Annotated in this window: 21 protein-coding genes and 1 pseudogene; 3 read left to right on the forward strand and 19 right to left on the reverse strand. The window is 64.7% G+C overall.

All coding sequences use genetic code 11. From position 1 onward, the window contains the following. Nucleotides 1-170: 170 nt before the first annotated feature. The 7 genes from KV110_RS33305 to KV110_RS33340 form a co-directional block, all read right to left on the reverse strand. Nucleotides 171-671 carry an RlpA-like double-psi beta-barrel domain-containing protein gene (locus KV110_RS33305; protein WP_218471125.1) on the reverse strand — a complete coding sequence of 167 codons (501 nt, stop codon included), beginning with the start codon at nucleotides 669-671 and terminating at the stop codon, nucleotides 171-173. Between the two features lie 327 nt (nucleotides 672-998). Beyond that, nucleotides 999-1,325, reverse strand: a complete 327-nt coding sequence (locus tag KV110_RS33310) for an LtfC-like domain-containing protein (RefSeq protein ID WP_218471126.1) — start codon at nucleotides 1,323-1,325, stop codon at nucleotides 999-1,001. A gap of 25 nt (nucleotides 1,326-1,350) precedes the next feature. Then, complete coding sequence (locus KV110_RS33315) at nucleotides 1,351-2,286, reverse strand: MBL fold metallo-hydrolase (protein ID WP_218471127.1); 936 nt, start codon at nucleotides 2,284-2,286, stop codon at nucleotides 1,351-1,353. A gap of 33 nt (nucleotides 2,287-2,319) precedes the next feature. Beyond that, nucleotides 2,320-3,117: a hypothetical protein gene (locus KV110_RS33320; protein ID WP_218471128.1), complete on the reverse strand. Its 798-nt coding sequence runs from the start codon at nucleotides 3,115-3,117 to the stop codon at nucleotides 2,320-2,322. Beyond that, on the reverse strand, nucleotides 3,114-3,404 hold the full coding sequence (locus KV110_RS33325; protein WP_218471129.1) for a hypothetical protein: 291 nt from the start codon (nucleotides 3,402-3,404) through the stop codon (nucleotides 3,114-3,116). The genes KV110_RS33320 and KV110_RS33325 overlap by 4 nt, the downstream gene beginning before the upstream one ends. A gap of 3 nt (nucleotides 3,405-3,407) precedes the next feature. Then, on the reverse strand, nucleotides 3,408-4,772 hold the full coding sequence (locus KV110_RS33330; RefSeq protein WP_246634142.1) for a peptidoglycan DD-metalloendopeptidase family protein: 1,365 nt from the start codon (nucleotides 4,770-4,772) through the stop codon (nucleotides 3,408-3,410). Nucleotides 4,773-4,842: 70 nt separating this feature from the next. Then, entirely contained in the window at nucleotides 4,843-5,439 is a 597-nt protein-coding gene (locus KV110_RS33340) for a phage gene 29 protein family protein (RefSeq protein WP_218471130.1), read from the reverse strand. A 382-nt stretch (nucleotides 5,440-5,821) separates the two neighbouring features. On the opposite strand from KV110_RS33340, the gene KV110_RS33345 reads away from it, so the two are divergent. Next, nucleotides 5,822-6,622 (forward strand): hypothetical protein, encoded by an 801-nt coding sequence (locus tag KV110_RS33345; protein ID WP_218471131.1) that lies wholly within the window; start codon nucleotides 5,822-5,824, stop codon nucleotides 6,620-6,622. Here the strand turns inward: KV110_RS33345 and KV110_RS42185 are convergent. The 7 genes and pseudogenes from KV110_RS42185 to KV110_RS33380 all read right to left on the reverse strand — a co-directional run bounded on the left by KV110_RS42185 (nucleotide 6,619) and on the right by KV110_RS33380 (nucleotide 14,467). Next, a complete protein-coding gene (locus KV110_RS42185; RefSeq protein ID WP_454189642.1) occupies nucleotides 6,619-7,146 on the reverse strand; it encodes a Gp37-like protein in 528 nt (175 codons plus the stop codon). The genes KV110_RS33345 and KV110_RS42185 overlap by 4 nt on opposite strands. A 91-nt stretch (nucleotides 7,147-7,237) precedes the next feature. Then, a pseudogene (locus KV110_RS33355) lies at nucleotides 7,238-8,374 on the reverse strand (Gp37-like protein); the annotation flags it as partial. Then, nucleotides 8,371-9,285 (reverse strand): hypothetical protein, encoded by a 915-nt coding sequence (locus tag KV110_RS33360; RefSeq protein WP_218471134.1) that lies wholly within the window; start codon nucleotides 9,283-9,285, stop codon nucleotides 8,371-8,373. The pseudogene KV110_RS33355 and the gene KV110_RS33360, both read right to left, overlap by 4 nt. Before the next feature lie 11 nt (nucleotides 9,286-9,296). Continuing rightward, a complete protein-coding gene (locus KV110_RS33365) occupies nucleotides 9,297-12,836 on the reverse strand; it encodes a transglycosylase SLT domain-containing protein (RefSeq protein WP_218471135.1) in 3,540 nt (1,179 codons plus the stop codon). A 48-nt stretch (nucleotides 12,837-12,884) separates the two neighbouring features. Then, a complete protein-coding gene (locus tag KV110_RS33370) occupies nucleotides 12,885-13,328 on the reverse strand; it encodes a hypothetical protein (RefSeq protein WP_218471136.1) in 444 nt (147 codons plus the stop codon). A gap of 8 nt (nucleotides 13,329-13,336) precedes the next feature. Continuing rightward, nucleotides 13,337-13,741: a hypothetical protein gene (locus tag KV110_RS33375; protein ID WP_218471137.1), complete on the reverse strand. Its 405-nt coding sequence runs from the start codon at nucleotides 13,739-13,741 to the stop codon at nucleotides 13,337-13,339. After that, a complete protein-coding gene (locus KV110_RS33380; RefSeq protein WP_218471138.1) occupies nucleotides 13,742-14,467 on the reverse strand; it encodes a phage tail tube protein in 726 nt (241 codons plus the stop codon). Nucleotides 14,468-14,781: 314 nt separating this feature from the next. Between KV110_RS33380 and KV110_RS33385 the strand changes: the two genes are divergently transcribed. Further along, the gene (locus KV110_RS33385) at nucleotides 14,782-15,594 is read left to right on the forward strand and encodes a pentapeptide repeat-containing protein (RefSeq protein WP_218471139.1); all 813 of its coding nucleotides are present in this window, start codon (nucleotides 14,782-14,784) and stop codon (nucleotides 15,592-15,594) included. Here the strand turns inward: KV110_RS33385 and KV110_RS33390 are convergent. After that, nucleotides 15,570-15,929, reverse strand: a complete 360-nt coding sequence (locus KV110_RS33390; RefSeq protein ID WP_218471140.1) for a hypothetical protein — start codon at nucleotides 15,927-15,929, stop codon at nucleotides 15,570-15,572. The genes KV110_RS33385 and KV110_RS33390 overlap by 25 nt on opposite strands. A 5-nt stretch (nucleotides 15,930-15,934) precedes the next feature. Continuing rightward, the gene (locus KV110_RS33395; protein ID WP_218471141.1) at nucleotides 15,935-16,231 is read right to left on the reverse strand and encodes a hypothetical protein; all 297 of its coding nucleotides are present in this window, start codon (nucleotides 16,229-16,231) and stop codon (nucleotides 15,935-15,937) included. 149 nt (nucleotides 16,232-16,380) lie between these two features. Here KV110_RS33395 and KV110_RS33400 point away from each other — a divergent pair, with 149 nt between their 5' ends. Beyond that, complete coding sequence (locus KV110_RS33400; RefSeq protein WP_218471142.1) at nucleotides 16,381-16,899, forward strand: hypothetical protein; 519 nt, start codon at nucleotides 16,381-16,383, stop codon at nucleotides 16,897-16,899. A 24-nt stretch (nucleotides 16,900-16,923) separates the two neighbouring features. On the opposite strand, the gene KV110_RS33405 is transcribed toward KV110_RS33400, so the two are convergent. The 3 genes from KV110_RS33405 to KV110_RS33415 are packed head-to-tail and all read right to left on the reverse strand — an operon-like array spanning nucleotide 16,924 to nucleotide 18,721. Next, nucleotides 16,924-17,280, reverse strand: coding sequence for a hypothetical protein (locus KV110_RS33405; protein WP_218471143.1), 357 nt, complete (start codon nucleotides 17,278-17,280; stop codon nucleotides 16,924-16,926). After that, nucleotides 17,280-17,681, reverse strand: a complete 402-nt coding sequence (locus KV110_RS33410) for a hypothetical protein (RefSeq protein WP_218471144.1) — start codon at nucleotides 17,679-17,681, stop codon at nucleotides 17,280-17,282. Before KV110_RS33410 ends, KV110_RS33405 begins: the two co-directional genes overlap by 1 nt. Then, nucleotides 17,681-18,721 (reverse strand): major capsid protein, encoded by a 1,041-nt coding sequence (locus tag KV110_RS33415; protein ID WP_218471145.1) that lies wholly within the window; start codon nucleotides 18,719-18,721, stop codon nucleotides 17,681-17,683. The genes KV110_RS33410 and KV110_RS33415 overlap by 1 nt, the downstream gene beginning before the upstream one ends. Nucleotides 18,722-18,730: the final 9 nt, after the last annotated feature.

Here is an 18,730-nt window from a genome sequence, read left to right on the forward strand (position 1 = left end):
GCTGGTCGCGACGACCTTCACCCGGCCAGAAGCAACGTACGCTCATGCCGCGGAGCGCGCGTTGGTCGATCGTCCAGATACGTTGGTCGACAAGGCTTCCCAATGCACGCAAATGCCGATGTTCGGACCGCCGCTCAACGTCCGTCGGGGTCAGTCGTACCCTCAAAAGGCTAGGGAACAGTCACCCAGGTGGCTTGCTGGCCGGAGACTGAAGTGCCGAACAACTTCTGGTAGACACCTTCGTTGAGATCGAGATGGCAGCCGCACTCATCGATGATGGTGACGATCACTGACTTGCTTGGATCACGCTTGCTGGTGACGCGCAGTTTGGTCCCGCAGTCCTTGCCGTTGAGGTGTCCTATGGCGGCTACCCGGGAATCTCGGGTGTACGGACCGGCGATCATGCAGTACCCCGAGCCGTTCGACGCAGGGGTGAAGTCGGTGTGCGAGACCGGCCCTTCGCCGGAGATGGCACGTGCTGGGGTGGTGACAGGGGGTGCGGTGATGGCGGGGAAGCCGGTGAACGACCCCGTAAGACCTTCCGGAATGTCGTGCGGCGCAGGAGACTGCGAGGGCGCCGTGACCGGGTCGGCACGGACGTCCGCGCCCCAGATGACCGAACCAGCCAGCACCAGGCCGACTGTGGCAAGGACCGCGATACCACGACCCATGAGGTGTTCCCTCTCTCCGTCGGACGATGGGGACACCAGTATGGCGGGTCCATCACACCGGCAGGCCGGAACGAAACGCTCACGTCTCACGCCCACCCCCGCCAAGCGCGATAAACGCAGCAACCATCCGGACGAGGCACACCGCGGGAACGAGCGGTAATGCCGCGTACCAAGCATCCCTCCACAGCGCGATCGTTTGCTGTCGGATTGCCCGGTCAGCCATAGGTCCCCGCTAGGTGGCCGCCAGGGGGAAATTTCAACTGGCCACCCAGAATCTGGATCGGGGTTTCGTGGGCGAGCAGCGTCGAGATCACCGCGCAGCTGCGGCTACCTGTCGTGGATGACCGGTCCACGAAACCAGCAGTACGGCAGTCGTGTGCCTGGACAGTTGACATACAGGTAGTAGGTGGTGTGGGTTTCTCGTCCGATGACCCGGCTGTGATCGGGTTCTATGAGGTATTCGACGGCCAGTGCGGTGATGGTGGTGGCGTGCCATGTGGTGAGCAGCTCGTCATCGGTGTCGTAGATATCGATCCATGAGGTCGTCCCGTACGGCAACGGATTGTCGGCGACCTCAAACCGCTGGGTGAACGCCGCGCCGCGGGTGAGGACGAGCGTGTACTTGTTGGGGCGATACCCGAGGTAGTCGGCCATGGGACCTCCAGGCTGACGGGACATTTCAGTCGTAGGAGACCCAGCAGGTTCGGCCGGTGTCGTCGCGTCGTACGCGCCCGAAGGGGACGTCGGCGAAGTGGATGCCGAAGGCAAGGTCGCCGCTGTCAGCGAGCCGGTCTACCAGCCGACGTCGATGGAACACAGCTTCGTGCTGGTCGTAGTCGGAGCCGGACACCCAATCCGGGTGGGCGACTTGGACCGGCGAGTGCAGGGCATCGCCGAAAACGATCATGCGGCGACCCCGAGACCGGATCACGTATGCGGTGTGACCGGTGGAGTGACCAGGAATCATCATCGCGTGTACACCGGGGAAGATCCTGGCACCGTGGGTAATCGGGTGGACTTGGCCTGCGATGGTATCGAGGACCTGCCGGTTCAGGACGCTGCCTTTCGCCCAGCCGGGGAACGTAGCGATCATCGCTGGGGTCAGCGAGCGCCACCAGTTCCATTCGTATTCACCGATATGGATGCGCGCGCCATGAAATGGAGGCCGATCGTTTCCGGGGGCTGAGCACAGTGTCCAGCCGAGGTGGTCGAAGTGCAGGTGAGTGATGGCGATGGAGTCGATGCGGCCCAGGCCGTCGACGCGGGCGAGATTGTCCAGCAGACGGCCCGAGATCATGGCGCCGGTCATCGGGTTGGCGGGGTTGTCAGGCAGGATGATCGGCCCGGCTCCAGTGTCGATGAGCAGCGCGCGGCGGCCACGCTGCACGAGCAGGCCACCGAGCCCGGCGACGAGATTGCCGTTCGCGTCGAGGTATTCGGCGTTGGCAGTCCAGTCGTGGTCGGTGGTGTCGGGCAGCCAGCCGCGGGGTTTGAGGCCGACGTGGCCGTCAGGGATGTAGGTGAGCCGGAAGCAGCCGAAGCGGATGGTGCGCAGCCGTGGTGGCTGGCGGAGCCGTTCGGTGTCATCGTGTGTCGGGCAGGGTGTTTCGGGCATGGATGTCCTGTCGAGTGCGCGGGTGCGGGGTGGTCAGCCGAGGAGGAACCAGGGCCACCAGTGGTTGGTTCCGAGGTGGGCTGCGGTGATGAACGGTGGCGGGAATGGGAGGCCGGGGCCGTTGCCGCCGCCGTTGTAGCCGCGGGTCCAGTAGTAGGGGTGGGTGGGTTGGGTGCCCCAGGGCTGGTTGATGATCCAGCGCGCTACGGAGGCCAGTTTGTAGCCGATGCCGAAGTAGTTGGCCAGGAACCCGACGCCGTAGATGTCGCCTTGGCGGGCGTTGATGGTGGGTATGTCCCACCGGTATTGGGTGGAGGCGTAGTTGAGGACGGTTTTGATGTCGCCGCTGTCCCAGATCAGCGACAGGTCGCCGTTGTCTTGGTTGAGGCTGTAGACGGCGACGAAGGCGTTGTTGATGAATGACCATCCGGCGGGGCCGATGATGAGTCCGACTTGGCGGTATTCGCGGTCTCGGGTTGCGCGTATCATGCCGATTTCCAATGCGCCGGTGGCGGGTTGGTAGAACGGCGGTTGGTTCAGCTTTCCGTCTTCGTTGGGCTGGCGGGCGAGCAGGGCGAGGGGGAAGGTGGTGTCGTCGGTGGCGGTGAGGTTGGCCCACAGCGGGATGTCGGTGGGGATCTCGTCGTAGGTGGGACGGGCCTGGATGGGTTGGCGGACTTCGCGGCGGTGGGTGTTCTGTGCGCCGGTGTAGGCACCGATGACGCCGGAGCGGATGGCGGCTTTTGCGTCCTCGGGTGATTGGTCCTGGAACCTGCGGAAGGCACCGAGGTTCCAGGATCCGTCGGGGATGGGCTTGTTCGGTGTGGTCACAGTTCGGCAGTGAGCCAATCCGGGATAGCCGGTGCCTCAGGCGGTTTCACGTCCGGAGCGCGCTGTGCGAGCAGGCCGTTGAGTTCGTCCCGGTGATGGAGCAGGGTCCGGATGAGGCGCACCATGGTGCGGAAGCGTTCGATGTCGGTGCGGTCTTGGGTTTCCAGTTCGGTGACGCGGTCGCGGAGTTTTCGGACTTGTCCGGCTTGGCGGGCGGTGAAGGCGCCGATGACGGTGGCCAGCGCGACTCCGAATGCTTGGACGACCTCGGCGTTGAGCCATCCCATCGCCTACTCCGTCTCCTGGGCGCGGTGACGGCCTGCGTAGGGGTCGGAGTCGAGGTGTTCGAGGATCGTCTGGATCTTGTTCTGGACCTGGCCGAGCACGGTGGTGACGGCGTCGATCTTGTCGTGCGCGGCTGCGACGGAGTCGACTACGGACTTGCCGTCGAGTTGGGGCCAGCCGGTGGGGTCCAGGCCAGGGCCGGGCTGGTGACGGGAGTCGGGGCCGGCGAGCTGGTCGACGACCCAGGAGGCGTGCATGTCGAGGGAGGCGAGTAGGTCGGCGAGGGTGACGGGGTTGCCGTCTTTGTTGATGATGATGTCGGTGAGCTGCATATCGGGGTCCTTTCTGAACAGGCGTTTGAGCTGATCGCGGCCGCCGCGGATGGCGTTGACGTCGATGAGTTGGCCGCTGATCGCGGCGGTGGAGGAGAACTGGAGGATGGCGATGTCCTTGCCGCCCATCGGTTCCCAGCCGGGATGGTTGTCGCCGGGGTAGAGCTGGGCGGGGGTGGCGGTGCCGGTGACGTAGTGGCTGTTCCAGATCGGCACCGGCAGTCCGGACAGATCCGGACAGCCCATGTTGTCGCGCCAGTACCAGCGGGGCAGATAGATCGGCAGCAGCTCGAATCCGCGGGCGGTGATGGCCTCGACACGTGCGAGCAGGTCAGCCAGAGATGGGGTGCCGGTGAGGTCTTCGTAGTCGATCTGGATTGGCACCGTCGTGTCGGCGTAGGAGGTTAGGGCGTCGGCCTCGGTGTCGGGGTGGGTGTCGAGGCGGCAGTAGACGTAGCCACCCCAGTACTGGAAGTGGGTGGGCATTTGCTCGCGGGCTCGTGGCCAGTAGGGGTCTTGCCAGGTGCCTTCGGAGATCTTGTGGGTTGCGTAGGTCATGCCTTCGGCGGCCGCGCGGGCGAAGTCGAACTCGCCTTGGTGGTTGCTGATGTCGATGCCGAACTCGGTCAATAGGTCTCCTTGCGTGGTTGGGTAGGTCGCGCCGTCGAGCTGCGGCAGCGGGTCGAGGCGGTCGGGGCCTGGGGGGCTGAGGACGCTGCGGTGCCATTCGAGGTGCAGGTGGGGGGCGACGTTGCCGTTGCGGGTGCGGTCGGGTTCTATCGCCGCGATTGGTTGCCCGGCCTCGACGCGCTGGCTTAGCTCGACGTGGGGGCGGACGTGGCCGTAGACGGTGGTCCCGGCCCCGTCAGCATCGGGATGGTCGATCACCACCCAGTGGCCGAATCCTCGGGCCGGACCGGCGCGGACGACGGTGCCGCCCTGGCAGGCGTAGACCGTCAGCCCGGCGGAACCGCCGGGCCAGCCGAAGTCGGCACCGAAATGCCAACCGTCTTCGCGTGGCCCGAAGGGTGAGGTCACGAGGTGACCTCGCGGCAGCGGCCAGTATCGTGCATGCATACGGAACTCCTTCTGTCGGAGCTGGTTTCGATCAGGCGCGCTGGAAGCGCGACAGAATCGCTGGACGGGCTTTGCCGAAGTGCGCCTCGATGGCCAGCACTCGTTCGCGTTCGTCGGGGTCGGCGGTGCGCAGGTAGGCCAGCACGGCTTTGACGCTGCGTCGGGTCGGATCGAACTGCGGCGGTGCATCATTCGACGCCGAGGCTTCGGTGGTGACGGGCTGGGTGACCGGAAGCATCGGCGCGGGCGGTGCTTCGTCGGGGACGGTGCCGGTCAGCCCGAGGGCGGCGGCGAGTTGCTGGCGCTGGCGTAGCGGAAGCTCGGCCACGAATTTCCGGACGTCGAAGACGTCTTCGGGGTCGGGGTCATTGATGTCGGCCCACGTGCCTGGCGACAGCAGCCAGTGCGGGTCACCGGCGCGTGGTGGCCGGTACTTGATGACCGGCGCCTCGGCTGGTCGTGCCCCGCAGTCCCACAGTCGGCGCGAGACTGCGCGCAGGTGCTGGATCGGCAACAGCAACGGCGCGCCCTTGAGCCCTGGCAGCCCAACGAGCATCCACAGGAACGCTTCCTCTGGGTCGGCGGGATCGCAGTTGTCGCGGATGGGGAACTGTCCGTCTAATGACATGGATCTGTCGCCTCCCAAGCCTGACCTGGACGTGCACTAAGTGGCGCGGCCCGGGGCCGACCGCACATCCGCGCCCACGAAGCCGGATCGCGGGAGTGGCCAGAACCATGCGTCCGACCTGTGTCTGGATTTGTCCGTACTCGTACGGTTTCGTCCCGTCCCGGTGACAACTGCCCCGCGATCTGGTGCACTTGCTACTGCAATTCACTGCCCTTAGGAGCCAGCGTGTGGAAAGAAATCGGGATGACTGTCCGAATGGCGATGTCTGGGTGGGCGTCAACGGCCCGCATGTGCGCCTGCGTTGGAGTGATAGTTTTGGGAGCTGCCATACTCATACATGTGGCTACGATTTGAGCAGATCACAGAATAAGGTTACTGAAACGTGGTTGCGCCGAAACGACATGCTGTTGAGGCCTTTGCCGGAGACCTGAGAAGACTAGTGTCGTCGGCCAGCGCGAACGGCGGCGATGTCGCGAGAATTGTTAAACGCACCGCAGGCCGCGCCCCTTCGCGGTCAACGATTTACCAAGCCCTTGGCGGCAAGCATTTTCCGGAGCCCGGAACGCTGACGGCGATAGTAGATGCGTGCAGGATCGCCGCACTCGAGAATAAGGCGGGTGGTGATGGCGGGCGTTTCGATAGGCAGCTGTGGTTGAACCGTCGCCACCGGATTGCCATCGGGGTGGATACCGAAGACTCGAGCGATGCAGGGACCAGCAGCGGCAGTACGGATTCAAAAGGTTACAGTTGGGAGGTGTTTCACGATGGCATGTCGGTCTGGGTTGGAACGGGGGCACTCGGCAAACCTGACAGCCACCTCATCAAGCTTCATATCCACCGGGACACATTCTTCTCATACGAAGAATTGGCACTGGCGATATATTCCGAGCAGTTCTTCGAAGTCCCTGGCGAATACGAACTCGCAAGATTGCGGGCGATATTGGATGGCAAGCCGGAGCCTAAACCGGTTTCCGTCTTGAGGGTGGTAGTCCGGGATGCAAAAGGCGTAACACTACGAGCACTGCAAGCTGAATTCACGTACAAACCGGTCACCGACGAGCAGCTCGTCGCGTTCGCCAAAGATCAGCAGCGGGAGAACGACCTGGAGAGGCGTGCGCTCGACAGGAAGGTCCAGCGATACGCACAGTTCATCGGTGACGATGACGCGGATGGTTTGCCCTAGGCAAGCACGCCTAGTTCATGCACACCAGCGACGAGGTCGGAGACCATGTCGAGGGTGCGTTGGCCGCGGTCTTTGTTGCCGGTGGGATCGCCGATGACGGGCCGCCATTCGGGGAATTGGTCGCGGTCCCAGGCCAAGGTGAGTTCACGGACGCGGTCGACGCGGATGGTGTAGGTGTCATCGCCGGGTGCGGTGGCTCCGATGCGGTCACCGATGAACCAGTGCCCGCCCTCGCCGATTACGTACGGTGCGCCGTCGCGCACGGTGATCTCGTGGGAGAACCACGCTCGTGTGTCATGAAAGCCCTTGCGTAGGGCCATCATTGCCGCGATGGTGTACGCTCGCCCCGGCGAGCCGACCAGGTACTCGAACAGTCTTGACCAGCCTGAGTTCTGTTCTCGTGCATTGGATTTGACGGCGTGCCAGGCCAGCAGCGTTCCTTGATACAAGGGGCGTAACAAAGCGTCGGTGGCTCCGCCCACTGGCGGGAGCACGATTGCGGCGGCCAGGAGATCGCCTGCCATTTGTATTGCGGCAGACAGACCTTCGTCGGCTGAGTCGGGTTGTGGGTGCCCCACCCTGGTTCAGGGGTGGGGCACCCACAACCCCCGGCATCGAATGCCCTCCGGTCACGACTTGCACTGCGGTAGCGGCGGTCTCGGTGAATTTGGAGGTCTCGATGCCGGTCTCGGGGCCGTCGAAATACACCACAAACGGTGTGGTGACGTCGGTGCGCCGATGGCCGGGGACTGAGTAGTCGTCGGGGATGACCGGATCGAAGATTGGTTCTTCGATGGTGTCGATGAAATCCTCGGAGAACCGTGCGACGGTGCGGACCAGCCCGTCGAAGGGGTTGCCGCCATTGGAGGTGTCGCTGTAGAAGCCCGAGGAATTCACGATGTCGATGACGAGCACTCCGTGGCGCAACCTCGGGGCGCCTGGCCAGGGTGGCGGGTCGCCTTCGAGCCAGCGACGGCACCGCACCGACAGCTCGGCGTCTTCGAGAATGTCGAGGGCCATGTCGAACCAGTATCTGAACCGTGAATGCGGTACGGCCCAAAGGGTTCCGGCGGCGAGGTCTTCGGCGAAGCTGGTCGGGGCGACGACCACCGACCAGGTCGACATGTCCAGGCCAACAGCACCCAGCCAGGAGGCGGGGTCGAGCGGATCGTCGGGCAGGCGCCAGCCGTGCTGTTGCATCTGCTCGCGCATCACGTTCAACAGCAGTGGCAGTTTCAGCGCCCACCGCGCCGGGCCGGGGACGGGGCCGAAGGTGCGCGGTATCTGGACGTCAGGGCCGAAGAACGGGTTTGACCAGATCAGATATGACTTGGTGTGCTGAAAATCGTGGACGAACCGTAGGGTCAGCACTTGGCTGCCGTCGGCGCGGCGCTCGACTGAGTGGTCGTGCAGATGCCCGGACCAGCGGGTGCCGTCGGGCTTGTCACAGGTGATGTGGATGTTGCGGCCTTCATTGGCTTCGATGCGGGCGCGGGTGCGCCACACCCATTTCGCCAATGGGTCGTCGAGCGGGATTTCGACCAGGGCGGTGCCGGTGTCGTTGTCGACCCAGGTGAACTCTGCGCGGTATTCCGAGCAGATGATCCCGGCCAGGCGCCAGTGCCCGTCCCATAACCGCATCAATGGTTGGGCGAGGCGTTCGAGATCGTCGGCACGTTCTGCAGCAAGGGTGGCGTCCCAGATCGCTTCGCACTGCTCGGCCAGGCTCATCGCGTCGAGGTCGATGCTCATCGCAGCCCCCAGGCCCTCGTCCACAGCCGGGGCTGGCGTAGCTCGGCGCGCGCTCCACCGGCCGGGGCGTCGGTGACGCTGATCGGCAGCAGCGTCGGTGGTGTGCGCGGCGGGATGCGGTGCATGAAGTGCAGCCCGCCGAGTCGGCCGATGAGGTTGGTGCCGCCTAGGTCTCGCACGTAGAGCTTCGCTGGGTCCAGGTCGATGCGGGCTCCGCCTTCGCGGTCGCCGAGCATCGGCAGGGTGATCTTCCGGTTGCCGTACCGGCCGCCCGGAGTGCGCTGGTATTTCTTGCCGATCCACGACACATCCGGGATCCGCCACCGTCCGCGGGTGAGCACCCATTTCTGGGCCATCTCGAGGTCGGTGGGATTGGAGACCTCGATGAACCCCTCCCCCGAGCCCTGCCCGCTCTCCCAGACGGTGATCTTCATGGGTTCTTCCCACATCGGCTGTGCGGCCGTAACGGCCATGGGGACAACGGATTTGCGTAGCAGGTGCGGGTCGCGTTCGGACTCGAACTCGATGCTGCGGTCCAACGCGAGCCAGAGCCAGCGGGTGGAGCGGTCGGTGCTGATCTGCATTTTCGTCAGCGTGGCGTCGGGATCCCAGGCGTCGAGTTCGTAGTCCCAGGCGTTGCGCCACGCTGAATCCCGTTGTTCCCATTCCTCGTCGTCGGTGCCGTGGATGTTGACCGCGAAGGTGATGTCGCGCTTGAGATAGCGTTTGCCCTGATAGGTCGCGCCGCGCTGGTAGACCGAGGACTTGTAGCTGGTGGTGACCGGAGCATCCCCGATGCCCTTGGGGTTGGTGGCCAGGGTGATCACATCGCGGTCGGCGTTGGGGCCGTTGATGATCCAGTGCGAGTCATCGACACCGAAGACTTCGACGGTGACTGAATCTGGTTGCATCAGCAGTGGTTTCACCCCCTCGCGGTGTATTGGAGTGCGCGCAGATCTGCGATCTGCTGGGCGCGGCGGTAGCCTTCGTCGACGTCGCGGGTTTGGACGGTGATGTGGGTCGAGTTGTCGATGTTTGACATCGGGCCCGCTGGCGAGGTGACGGTGGGGACCGGTGGCGGTGCGGCCTGGTTCATCAGCGACTGGTAGTCCGCGGCCCCGGCCGCGCGAGCGGCTTTGGTGGCCTCGAACACCTCATAGGAGCGCTGATAGGCCTGGAGTGCACGGACTCGCTCGGAGTTCAACGGGTTCGGGGTACCGACCACCGACAGGGCGTCATCGAGCTGGCCGCTGAGGAATTCCATGCCCGCCTTGCTGAAGGTCTCGGTGGCCTTCTGTCCCAGGCTCTCCCACGTGTCCAGCCCCAGCCCTTTGCGAGCAGGGTCGTCCAAACCCGGTTTCTGCTGTCCCGGCACGAGCGGGACACGCGAGTCGATGAGTTCCCGCAGCCAGCGCCACTCGTCGTTGGTCAGGACCGCTTCGGTCTTGCCGCTGGTGTTCCAGCCCAGCGTCCCCGGCTCCCACAGTCCGCCGGAGTCGTAGCCGTGCCCGTGGCCCCACATCTGCGACAAATCCATGCCGTAGCGGGATTTGTAGTAGCGCAGGGCGGCGACCATGTTGGCGAACGGGTCGCGGCGATCGTTGGGTAGTTCTGGATCGCGGTGTGCGGCGAAGGTTCCCGGAATGATCTGCAACAACCCGACGCCTGCGGATTCGCCGGTGCCGTTGATGTCGACGATCTGCTGAGCGATATCCGGGTCTCCCCCGGACTCGGACTCGATCTGGGAGAGCATGATGTCGACCTGCGCTGGGTCGAAGCCCACACGTTTGAGCGCCTCGATGGCCATCGCCCGCCACCGCTGCACCCCCTCACCTGGCGGCAGCGCCGCGCGGGCATCGGCTGCGGCGCGCAGGCCAGCGGTTCGGCCGGCGATCACCTCGGCGGCGGAATCGGTGACTTGCGCCAAGGCGGCGCGGGGCAGTTCCCCGATACCACCGCCGAAGTCGGGAACAGTGTCGGCCAGGGCCTGGACCGGGGTGAGGAACAAATCTGCGATCTTGGCGCGTACTCCGGCGGCGACGGAGGCGAATCGGTCGCCTACCCAGTCGGTGACCGACCCGAACAGTCCACCGCCATCGCGGAATCCAGGCAGCTGTCCCGCTAGAGCGGAGCGGCGCAGCAGTAGCATCGCGCCGTGCCCGCCGACGGCGTCGACTTCGGCGCCGGTCCAGACGTGCTCGTCCCGAGACAACAAGGCGGGCACCGAATCCGAGGTCCGCGAACCCGGCCCGGTGACGCGGCCCTTGCTCGCGGGGCCGCCGCGTGCGCGTCCGGTGATCGGAATGAGCGGGACCTCACCGTTCCATTCGGTGAGCACGGGCACCACGGTGCGGATGGCGTTCCAGGCCGCACGGAAGCCGCCGTTGACGACGTGCTCGATGACCCAGTTGATCGGCGCAGCCGTGCGCTCGCGCAATCCATCCCAGGCGTCGCCGATCCCGGACACGATGCTCGACACCCGCCCGCGTAGCCCGTCGAGGGAGTCGCCGAACCCGGTCAGGCTCAACGCCGCTCCACCCAGAGCGCTAGGCAGATGCTCGTTGAGCCATTCGCGGATCTTGTCGAAACGCTCTGGCACCTTCTCGAGCTGCTCGATCAGAGTGAACAGCGCACCCTGAAAGATGTTGATACCGCTGAGGTCTCGGATCGCGTCGAGGAACTCATACACCTTCTCGGCCGCTTGCCCGATCCATACCGCGAGGCTGGCGAGGTTGGTGACGGTGGTGCGGACGTCTTCCCAGAAGTCGCGCATCGCCTGGCGGCCCTCGGGTGAGTTCAACCAAGCGGAGAATCGGTCGAGGTTGCGCACCAGCGACTCGATCATCGACTCACCCGAAGGCTCAGCCGTCATGATCAACCCGGCCAGGGCTTTGCCGATGGATTTGGCGAGCTCCCAGATGCGGTCGAGCGCGTCGAGGGAATCGGTGAGGAAGTCCCGGAATTTCTGTTGCCCGGCCGGGCTTTCGGCCCAGGCTCGGAAGCTGGCCATGGTATCGGCGAAGGTGCGGCTGGTATCGGGCAGGAACTCTGAACCGACTCCCGCCAAGCTCAGCAGGCCCTGGAGGAGGTCGTTGACGCCGTCGATCAGCGGCCCGATCGCTGCTTGGGCGTTGGTGAAGATCTTCTCGAGCTTGTCTCCGGTCGCCGGTGTCGCCAGGTCATCGAGAACGCGGCGGACACCGGCGTTGATCGCGGCGGCGATCCCGGCTAATCCCTCACGCACACGCTCCAATTGGGCATCGGCCAGGCGCACGACCGAGTCGCCCAGGCCGTTGAACAACGGCTGCTGCACCGCCATCCGGAATCGGGTCCATTCCGAGCCGAGTCCGCGGATCTGGGTAACGAAATCCTGTGCCGCTGGGGCCAATTTGGCCACGGCCCTCTCGAACACCTCGACTGCAGGCGACATTTGGGCGCTCGCCTCGGCCACGGCGGTGCGGGCATCGGCGAGCTGGGTTTCGGCGTCGGCGAGGTGTTCGCGGGCGGCTACGACTTCATCGGCATCGCCGATGCCTTTGCGCTGGGCATCAGCCGCTTGTTCATCGATGTCGGCGCGGCGTGCTCGCACCTCGAGCAGTTGCTGCTCGGCTTCGGCGACGCGCTGGTTTGCGCGCACGTATTCCAGCGGGTCGGTGGATTGCAGCTGCGCCAGGTCACGGCGGGCCTCGGCGATCGAGAGCAGAGCGTCGCTCTCGTTCAACGCCGCGCCGCGCGCTTGGAGCTCGAGGTCGCGCAAGCGTTTCGCCGCGTCGGCGTAGGCGCGGTTGAGGTCGGTGCGGGCCCACGTGACCGCGCGGGTGGCCTGCTGCTCTCCCCGCTGGGCGGAAGCGATAGCGCGGGAATGGGTTTCGGCGTCCTTGCCCGTGGTCTCCGACATCTGCTTGGCCGCCGCGAAGGCGTCCTTGACCCCGGACACCCCGACCGCGATCGTCGCGATACCCGCCGCGGCTGCGGCGGCGGCCGCGGGCAGCAACCCCAAGGTGCCAGCGGCCTGTGCGGCGACCGCGACCAGCGGGAACAGCGACGCCAGAACTAGGCCCATCAGTGCCGCTTTCAACACTCCGGCCGCGACCGAGGCCAGGCTCAGCACTGATCCGAGCCGCGCCATCGACATCCCTGCCGGGCCACCGGCCCGAGTCAGTTGCGCCAGCAACTGCAACAGCAACAGCAGCTGGGAGTTGTCGATCTCGATCCGAATCCGGATCACCCGGCCCCGAAATGGCGCCAGTGCCGCGTTGAACCGGGCAGCGAACCCGTCCAGGTCCGGGACCGGCCGCACGCGCACCGAGAAGTTCCGCAACCTGGCCAACCTGGTGCGCAGCTCAGTAGCGAACTCACCCAGGTTCGGCACGATCCGCACCGAGAGGTTCTCCCGGATCCGTAACAGCTGACCACGCAACCGGTCGACGAAGTCGCGGGCCAGCTCCGGTACAACGGTCATGCGGGCCGAACCGGCGGAATAGGGCTGCGCCACCAGCTCACCGCCGTTCTACAGTTGGACCCCCAGCCGGGACAGAACCCCCAGAACCTGGTCACGATCCGCGCGGGCACGCGCGTGCGCTTCGGCGGTCATCGGGCGCGGCTCGGGCGGCAACGGCGCGGCGGGCGAGTCGGCGAACACCGAGGCGACGACGCGGATGAGTTCCTTGGTGACGTCGATATGCCGCAACGCCAACAGTGCCGGGAGGTCGTAATGCAGCGGCGAAAGCGGCTGCGGCTCAGCGTCTTCGGGCTCTGGTTCGGCGGCGCGACGCTCGCCCAGTTCGGGGTCCATCAGTAGCGCGGCCTGGTAGTGCGACCATATTGGTTGCCGTCGTAGCAGCCGGATCAGCTGAGTCCAGGGGCGTTTGCCACGCATGTAGTCGAGCAGGTCCCAGCCGCGGGTGAACAGGTCGGCCTCGATGTGCTCACCGAAGTCCTCGATGAGCAGCACGAGGCCCGTCAGCCCCCCGGCAGCTCACCTGGCTGCTCTGGGTCGGGTAGTGAGCTGAAGTGGCGGTTGATGGCGTCGAACAACGGCCACAAGACCTCGACGGGCTCGCTACGGACGACCGCCCATACGTCGTCGAATCCGTCGCCGCACATGGCCTCGAACAATTCCCGGATTCGGCCGGCGGGCATGTCCTGGCCGTCGAGCAGCGCCGCGAGGGTCAGCACCTGCCACACTGTGTCGGGTTCATGGATCGGGGTCGGCGGGCTGGTGCCGTCGAACATGTAGGGGCGCTTGCGTTTCTGGTTCCTGGTCGCGCGGGCTTCGTCGCGCATCTGGAGCCACGTCGATTTCTGTGGCGCGGTGGAGTCGGGATGGCGGCGGCGTGGTTTGCGGCGCTTGGAGGAGTTCGGCACCTATGCCACCTTCTTCGGTGTGCTCGCAGTGTCTTCCTTGTCGGCTGCAGGTGGGGTCGCCGCTGGTGTGGCGACGGTGAAGCCCATGGGGATGACCAGGTTCCCGACCCCGGGGCCACATAGGACGTTGCGCATGGAGTAGCCGAGCTTGTCATCGGCGGTGGCTTTGACGGTGATCGGCCACGCCGCGATGTTCTCCGAGTTCCACTGCTGCTGACCGACCTCGGTCACCGACGCGCGCGGCATGATCCGCAGCACCCACTTCTCGCGTGCACCGACACCGTCGACGAACAAGAAGATCACCCGATAGTGGATGGTGTCCGGGGCGACCGGCTCGTTCCACGACAGCTCCTTGGTTACCGCGTCCGCCTGCACATCCGCCAGGCTGCGGCCCGAAACAAGCTCCAGCACAGTACGTTTGAACTCTTGAGCGGTGAACCCGACGCTCATGTCGCGCTTGACGATGTCGGAACGAGTCGGTTCGAGCCAACCCCAGCTCTCGGTCTCCGAGAGCTGCTGCTCGGGACGGAACTGCGGGCCACCGGCCTTGTCGATCAACCCCAGCGACGAATACCCCTCCAGCGACTGGAATTTCGCGTCTGCGCCCGCGGTGAACTTGATCGGCACATCGGCGGTCATCGGTGCGACCAAGACCGCGCCCTTGAGTGGTTTGAGCAGCAGATCCTTGTTCGCGCTGGCTATCTGCTCGAATGTTGCTACCGCCATGAAAATTCCTCTCTGAAGATCGGCCGTGCTCTTTCATCACCCGGCGAGTCGGGAAGCTGCGCCATCGATGTTGCCGGGTCAGATGCACCGGGCATCGCCACCTCCTGTAACGCCCTTGCGGTTTTCGCGCCGCAAAGAAATAGGCGCGTGGACATATGGGCCGCTACCGGGAGATCAGGGCCTCGATGCGTCAATCGGCGGACCATGACGTGGTCACGAATCAAGCAATATCAGCGCAATCGTGCAGTAGAGCATGGTAGACAAATGCAATGGGTGGCAACGGAGCTCCGCCGAGGCATGGACCTACACGGCTTATGAAGGCCGTGGCTCTGCCAGCTACGCTTGCCATAGGCGTCATCCTTGGCTGGGCCGCCAACGACGTCTATTCCCATTACCTTTCGCGCGAGTTCTGGGATATCGCCGCGCAACCTATCGCCACAGGACTGACTGGAATTGCAGCTGTCGCAGCAGCCAGCATCGTATACATCAATGGCAAGGAAGGCCGCGACGACGAAAACGCGCGTCACCGCGAGCGGGCCGACCACGACAGAGACGTCGCCCTGCGCGATCGGTTCAACACAATCGCGAGTCAGATCGCGGATAGCTCTCCCGCGATCCGGCTCGCAGGGGTATATGCGTTGATTGCGCTGGCCGACGACTGGGACGCGGTCGGTCGGGGCAGCGAACGCGAAGTCTGCGTCGACTTGCTTCGTGCATACCTGCGGGTTCCGATGCCTGAGACGCCGTCGACGAACGAGCGGGAAGTTCCCATCTCGGAAGAGGTCGGAGAGATCGCGATCCGCACTCTAATAGTCGAGACGATCGCTTACCGTCAACACGGTGCTTGGGGAAATGATGACACGAGCCTCGATAGGGCATCGATTCCGTTTCTCGATCTGCAAGACATAGAGTTGGATTGGGCAAGCCTTCGATACGCGGATCTTCGACGCACGAATCTGTCGAATGGACGACTTCAGGGCACTGATCTTCGATTCGCGAACCTTGAGGGAATCGTGCTAGATGGTACTGAGTACTCGTCAGATACCCAGTGGCCGGACGGGTTTCAGCCCCCGCCAACTGCGATTCTTGTGGAGGAGGCTTCTCAGATAGAGCGAAACGATAGTTGATATACCGCTGTCTGTTTCCGGTCTGCGGGGTCCGGTGCGGGGGCGTCTTGGCCGCCAGTGATCTCGCGAACAGTGTCGATAAGGACACCGTCGACAAGAGTGCAGCCGGAATCGGTAATGCGTTGACGGCAAGATTCTTTGATTTGCTCGGCCTGCTCGTCGGTGTGGGCGTAGGTGTCAACACGGACGATTGGCCGGTCGGTGATGGTGTCCTCGGCGCCGCCGATGCGACGGACCACGTTGTAGGGCAGCGGCTGGCCCTGGCGTTTGGCTTTGACCGTGGTTGCGATCGGGGAGAGCAACGCTATGAGGACTTCGTGGACGTTCGGGTACACGGGCATCACGTGCCCTCGATGATGTGCACGAGATCGGCCATGACGTGCTCGGCCGCGTCGTTGTGGGTGCCTTGTTCGCGATAGCGGGCGTATCGGCTGTAGGCGTAGACGACGCCGAACTGGTGGCCGTGGCCGGGATCTACGTATCCGATCACTGAGCTGGCGTTGTGGCCGGTGCGGCGGTGGGACCGGGTGCGCCAGTAGTCTGCGCCGAGTTCGACGATCTGTTGCAGCATCTGATGGGTGTCCTCGCCGATGTCAACGGCAAGGTCGAGTTCGTTGTCAGTTGCGTCGTAGTCCACGAATCCTCCTGTGCCGGGTTCGTCAACCGGGCAGACGAGGGTCCTGCTCGGTGTCGATGTGGTTCGAAGGGCCAGTCAAGGCGGCTATCCATGCTTGGCGTCGGCGTCTCGGCGTACCGTCGAGCCGACACATCGGCGATCGGAGGACCGTGGCGAACAGCGGGATCAACAGGCAGGGTATCGCCAAGTTGATGCGAGATCTGCAACGTGAATTTGACCGGCAGGGCCCGATACGCGTACCGGTACATACCTCGATGCCCGAGCTGCCCCCGCTCGGGTCCGGGACGACGGTCAACAACTACAACGGCCCGGTGTTCAACGGGGACGTTTCCGGCGCGCAGATTGCCTGGGGCAACGACACCGTCACCCAGAACCAGCAGCATGAGAGCACGGTCACCGCAGGATTCGAGGATCTGGCGAGGTTCGTCACCGATCTGCTGCGCCAGCTTCCCGAGGTAGGACTCAGCGATGAGGACCGCGAGGACGCCGAATCGGCCGCGCAGGACGTTCTGACCGAGATCACCCAACCTGAACCGGAGCCGGGAAGGCTGCGCCGCGCCGTGACCATGCTCCGGGGTGTACTCGCGCCCGTCGCCAATGGCGTCGTGGCTGGTGCCGCGGAGGGAGCTCAGGAGTGGGCACAGACGGCGATCTCTGGACTTAGCTAGCTCCACAACAGGACTCGCATGAATTCAGAATCCACGCGCTATGCGGAACCGTGTGCCTGGCGACCAGCTGGTGATGGGGTTGCGCGGGGTAACTATGGCCCCGACTATCCGGAACGGATCTCCGGCGATCTTCGCTCGGTCAGTAGCCCGCACATCACTTCCGAGCGGAGCGGTGACTTGTCCTGCGACAGTGATGGTTTCGCCGTCGATGTATTCCTCGCTGGTGGTCCAGGAGATAGCGCACGGGCCGATGGTGTGGCTGAGGCGGGCGTAGCGGTCGAGTAGTTGGCCGTCGGCGTCGCGGAGGTCGCCGTAGGCGTCGGGTTCGCCTTCGCGGTAGATCTCGAGCATCACTCCGTGCGGATAGTCGGGTGTGTTCATCAGCAGATGAGTGGTCGACCGCTGGCCAGGCCCGCGTTGCGCAGGACGAGAACCGCTTCGTGGCACAGGTATTCGGATGCCCGGCGCAGCGCAGCCGGGTCCGGCCGGATGTAGGAGACTGATCCTCCGTCAGCGCTTTGGCTGGCGATCTCGGCTTTCAGCCCGGCGGTGGCGGGGTTGACTCCGGCTTCGGTCCAGGCGATGACCTGGAGGCAGGTTGCTTCGCGGAGTGCGTCGCGCAGGTCGTCGTCGGCGGGTAGTCCGGGCGGGGTGATGTCGTAGAGGTCGTTGCTGGTGATGTCGCGGACCCTGCTAGAGGCGGCCTCGATCAACGCGACGGCGTTGGACGGGATCGGATCCAGCCGGTTGGTGAGGTCGGCGGGCTTTGCGTAGACGAGCATCACGCGGCCGCAGCTCCTGTCTTGGTCGCGTCCTTGGCTGCGGTGCGCTTGCTGGCCGTGGTCCCGGTTTCCGCGGGCGCACCCGTTCCGGCGTCTGGTGCTGATGCGGGAGCAGCGGTGGCATCGGGGCCTTTGAGCAGGACGGCGCGGTTGGGGTCGAGGCACTTGATGCCGTAGAGGGTGTCGACGGAGATCACGGTGGTCTTGTGGCGGATGTCGTAGTCCATGGCCACTCGCATCGACAGGCCCTTGTACTGGACGGTGAAGACCTCGGCGCCAGGCGGCAGTTCCATAGGAGCTGAGGCGAACGCGAACGCGGTGGAGTGGAAGGCGACTCCGACTTCTGTGCTCGGCTGGCCCGGTACCGGAGTCGGGGGCGGCTGGCCGACGTTCTGGCTCCAGAAGGTATCGAACCCGACGAGCTGCTGCCCGATCGAACCCTGCCGCAGTGCTGCGGTGGAGTCGCTCTTGTCCGCGTGCAGCAGCAGCGGTTTACCGAGCCAACGGGCCTTGGTGGTCGGTCCGACCACCGCGCGTCGTCCCGGCGCGGGGACACTGTTGATGTCGAGCTGGCGACCGGCCTCGATGAGGTTCTCCGGGTTCTCCCACAGACGGCCGGCGCCGCCCTCCATAACGTCTGCTCCGCAGTGCTGGGTGACCTGGGCGCGCAACGAGAGCAGGTCACGGTCGACCTTCTGGGAGATGGCCTCCATGGCGGGGCGCAGGATCTGCTCGTCGAAGTTCTCGATGTCGAGGGTGAGTTCTTCGGAGGTGACTTCGACCGAGACGTCGGCGATGGTGTCGAGCACGACGGGGATCTTGGATTCGGCGGTGTCTTGGATGACGATGCCACGGGCACGGTCGAATTCGTTAGCCACAAATCGCGGGGGTCGTTTGACGTTGACAGTGTTGCCGACCTTCTGCGGGCCGAAGTCGCTGGAGATGTCGCGGTAGACCAGCGGGAGCATGACCGTGAGCTCGTAGAGGTTAGCCAAGCTACGGCGTGCGAGAACGTCTGGAGTGAGGAAGATGTTGGGCACGATGATCTC

Source organism: Nocardia iowensis, assembly GCF_019222765.1.
Classification (GTDB): Bacteria; Actinomycetota; Actinomycetes; order Mycobacteriales; family Mycobacteriaceae; genus Nocardia; species Nocardia iowensis.